Origin of the sequence: uncultured Allobaculum sp. (genome assembly GCF_948576815.1) — a bacterium.
GTDB classification, from domain to species: Bacteria; Bacillota_I; Bacilli_A; order Erysipelotrichales; family Erysipelotrichaceae; genus Allobaculum; species Allobaculum fili.
In genome coordinates, this window is sequence record NZ_CAPAEZ010000113.1 from 1 (window position 1) to 4113 (window position 4113).

Consider the following 4113-nt stretch of genomic DNA (forward strand, 5'->3'; position numbering starts at 1 on the left):
AATAGCCGCAAGGCAAAGATAGGAAGCTGCCAGACAAAATGAAATCCCCGAAGGAAAAAGGAAAAATCCGATATTCTTCGGGGATTTTTTATTGCCGATCCGATCCTTGCGTTATATAAGATCGGGATACAGGGTTTTGAAACGGTTTCGAATGCGGCCAGCCAGCTGAAGGCTTGCCTGCCCGTTCTCGTTCTGCCCCAGCTCGATATAGAGCGTTCCGAGCGTCTGGGCGGTCTGCGCAAACAGATCCAGAATTTCCGGGGCCTCCGTAAGGCGAGTCAGCCTGTAAAACGGATCCACCGCCTGAAAAAGATAATCCGCGGCAAGGGAATCGCTTGAAGTTTCCAGATAGTCCATGCCAACGCAGCACAGAGCACGGGCTCGATATTCCAGACTGATCTCATTTTCTTCAAGCGCCAGGATGTCATTTGAAATCTGAAGCAGTTCTGGTCGAATCTGAGCTATTTTTCCATAATTTCCATTACCCATCTCGATACGGAAAAGGATCAGAAGAGCGCGACAGAGTCTGCAAAGGGGTACAAAAGAAGCTCCCTCTTCTTCAATGACCTGCCGACATACATTTACATGATCGATCGCAAACGCTTCTGGATCCGGATCGCCTGCAGCGGCTGTGTCCGCACCATCGTTACAGAGATTGATCAGATCTTCAAAAGCGTCGAACAGCCAGTCCAAATCGCTCAGATCATCTGGATAGACAATTTTCGCTTTTCGAAGTTTCTGCATTTCTACAATCGATTTCTGCAGCCAGACAATACCCTCTGCCGGATCCTCAATTCCCAGGAAGCTTTCTCCGAGCAGATAAAACAGCTGCGCTTTTTCCCAGTAATCGGCCGGGCGGCGGAAAAGCTCGATTGACTTGTCCAGAACATCCAGGGAAAGGAAAAACAGACCTTGCGCTTTTTCAAAATTCTGCATTTTGCAGGGGAGACAGTACAGTGTTCCATAACGGAGGTACAGATCCGCCAGATCCGAAAGACCTGTAGGTATAGCACTCTGGGAGCAGATCGACTGATAGATTCGGATCGATTCCTGATAACAGGCGACAGCCCGCGTATACATTTCCTTAACTGTATACAAATCGGCCAGAGTCCCATACGCCTGCACAAACGGTTCCTGTGAAGCGAGAGTAAAGAAATAATTCGGATAGAGAGTACGCATCTGGATCAGTTCATAAAGCGTTTCTATGGCATCATCCACCTGCCCAAGACACTGAAACGCCATGGACAAAGAGAAACGAACTGTAACGCGAAGAGCAAGAGTATCCGTGCTCAGCGTATCCTGGGACAGTCGGTCCAGAAGGGAAAGTGCCTTCTGATAATGAAGCACGCTTTGTTCAGGGGATGAATCATTCATAAGGATGTTTCCCCACTGAAGCTGGATCGAAGCCATCTTAAGGATCAAAGTACTTTCCGGTTCAGCTTGATTCCACAAGGTATGACAGAGCTGTTCTGCCTCCTGGAGAAACTGGATTGCTTTTTCTCCTTCAAAATGAGCGATGAAGATCGAAGCCAGCTGAAGAAGAACGTCAATTTGAAAGGGGAGAATCACATCGGCTCCGCTCTTATTCTGTATTGCCTGAAGCGTGTGCAGCGTCCTTAAAGAAAGTGCTCTCGCGGTATCAAAATCATAGCCGGGCTCATCCGGGATACTATAGCAGGTGGCCATTCGATACCAGACGATGCTTCTCTGCAAAGCGATGTATTCATTTTCTGCTTCTTTTTCGACAGAGGACAAAAGCGCATCCGCCTGATGCAGATAGTCGAGGCAGCCTGGATAATTATTTTCGGTCATGGCCATCTGGCCGGCGCGTATGAGTGCGATCGCATAGTTGATGGGATTGCCAGGCAGTTCATGGCGATCCGAAAGATCCGTATAGATCTGTCTGCACTTTTCACGATATTGGTCTGCCTGAGAAGAATTTCCGAGAACGGAATAGAAAATATCGAGCCTTGAATAAGCCGAGCCAAGGGACATCAGAATATCCGGCAGAGGTTTTGAGGAAGGATAGTTTTCCAGCAGGTATGCTGCACGCAGGCAAAGTTCCATGCCTTCTTGATAGCGGTTCTCGTCATAGCACAGATCGGAGAGATCAAGCAGGGTAACCGCCAGAGAGTTTTGTTCTGAAGGGGAAGGATGAAGGGATCAGGCTTTTTCATAAAGGGCAATGGCCTTTCGATAACAGGACTCTGCACTGGAAAAATCTTTTTGAAGGTAAAATGTTTTTCCCCCGGTTTTGTAACAGAGCGCACACAGATGTTCCGTAGCGGCAGTATGCAGATCCTCCAGATTTTCCTGTATGTATTCGATCAGTTTGCGCGCTGTCTCTACTGCCTCATCCACATTCCATGAGGAGTTTTGGAGATAGAGAACAGACTGCCAGGCGCATCCGCACAAATATGTATGAAGCAGAGTCGGATCCTGCGCCGAAAGCTTTATCGCCTGATCTAAGGCCTTTTTGACGATCGGGCGAGCTTGTTCCGACCGGTTTCTTTCGCAGAGAAGGTCGGACAAAGTGAGCTCGCAGGTTACCAGAGTACGAATATGCAGAGAAGATTCATCCTGCAAAACAAGACTTTCGAAAATATCCCGTGCCTGTCGATAAAAGGATTCGGCCTGGATCAGGTGCTGCTCTCTTCGTTCCAGTCTTCCCAGGTTGATCAGAAAGAAGCCCAGATCGACTTGGTAGACCGGATGGTTTTCCGCCTGAATCATCTGGCGGTTCAGTCGAATTCCATCTTCCAGGCTGTCTCTGGCCTGTTCCAGCTGATTGAGATAGATGTACTGTTCGCCAATTTTCTGGTAAAAGACGCTTTTCGCACGTATGCAATACAAGGTGTCTTGCAAATTCGTATCCTCGTTGAGCGAAGGGATGCGCTCAAGAAGATTCTGGTCTGCGATTTCTTTTCCCTGCGTATAGAAGAAAATCGCTTCTTCCATCTGATTGTTCTGGGCAAGAATATCGCCTGCCGTTTCACAGGTTTCGATGCCAGGCTGCAGCTGTGCCGCGGCTTTTGCCCATAAAGCTGCCTGATCAAAATCCATACGAACACCAATTCCATCGCGATAGATTTTTACGAGTTCCTGAACAGCAGGGAAATAGTTCTGATCGGCTGCTTTACGGATCAGACGGATGCCTTTTTCATAGTCGATTTCGACATCCAGCCCGTACACATACGCGAGACCGATCAGATAGCAGTTCTTTGGTGTGAACGGCGTATAGTTTTTCTTCAGTTCGAAAAGCTGATTACGAAGATCGTTCGAATGTATCGGATAAACCGTATGGACGCCTGGAAAAACAGCTTCTAACGCCTTACGATTGACGGTTTCATTTTCCATCAGTACCGGCAGAACCTTTTTCTGCAGCTTTACGGCCAGCGGGTACTCGATCTGCCGGACATAGTTTGGCTCGTAGACCATATTGTTCGTTACCGCCAGGGCGAACAGATCGCTTTCCTGAAGACTGTTCTGAATGGAAAGGTCGAAGTTTTCACCGGGCTTCAGGAATTCGTCATACCAGATGGCGATGGTATAAAGCTGTTCGTCTTCATGAATGACACGCATGAGCTGCTGCGCTTTCTGGCGATCTTTCTTGCGATAGCTCAGAAAAATCCGGTGCTCGAAGAGGGCGCTGACCTCTTTCTGCAGTTTGTCGTCAAGAAAAGCAGACTCCAGAAATTTCCTGAGTTTCGTTTCATAGGGGATTTCGGTCACATCGGAAGAAATCGGACAGATTGCCTGGACGGTTCCGCACTTCTCGTTAAATTCTTCGGTTAAAGAAAGGTCCGTCAGTACAGGGAGAAAGGGAATGTTCTTTACCTGAATCATCCGGAAAACCGTTGAAAAAGCGAGACAGTCCCCCTTCAGAAAATTTTCTGTGATCGGAATGACAATCAGGTTCATCAAGGACAGATCGAACACGTAATTGTCGAGATCTTCCGGGTGATCCGGATCCGGATCAAAATAAACTGTGCTTGGACAATAGCGAAGAATATCGTTCGTGATTCTCTCGAACCAAATCGGAAAATCATCTGGATGAGCTGTTTTTGTCAATTGAAAACTGGTCCAGTTGCGTAATTGAAAACTGGTCCACTT

Annotated in this window: 2 protein-coding genes; both read right to left on the reverse strand. The window is 47.7% G+C overall.

From position 1 onward, the window contains the following. Positions 1-111: 111 nt before the first annotated feature. Entirely contained in the window at positions 112-2067 is a 1956-nt protein-coding gene (locus Q2J39_RS10485) for a lipopolysaccharide assembly protein LapB (RefSeq protein ID WP_288340637.1), read from the reverse strand. Positions 2068-2163: 96 nt separating this feature from the next. Further along, a complete protein-coding gene (locus Q2J39_RS10490) occupies positions 2164-4071 on the reverse strand; it encodes a TIR domain-containing protein (RefSeq protein ID WP_288340639.1) in 1908 nt (635 codons plus the stop codon). Positions 4072-4113: the final 42 nt, after the last annotated feature.

Excerpts from the sequence above, each read along its gene's own strand:
- Q2J39_RS10485 (WP_288340637.1), bottom strand. The coding sequence starts at position 2,067 with ATGGAACTTTGCCTGCGTGCAGCATACCTGCTGGAAAACTATCCTTCC.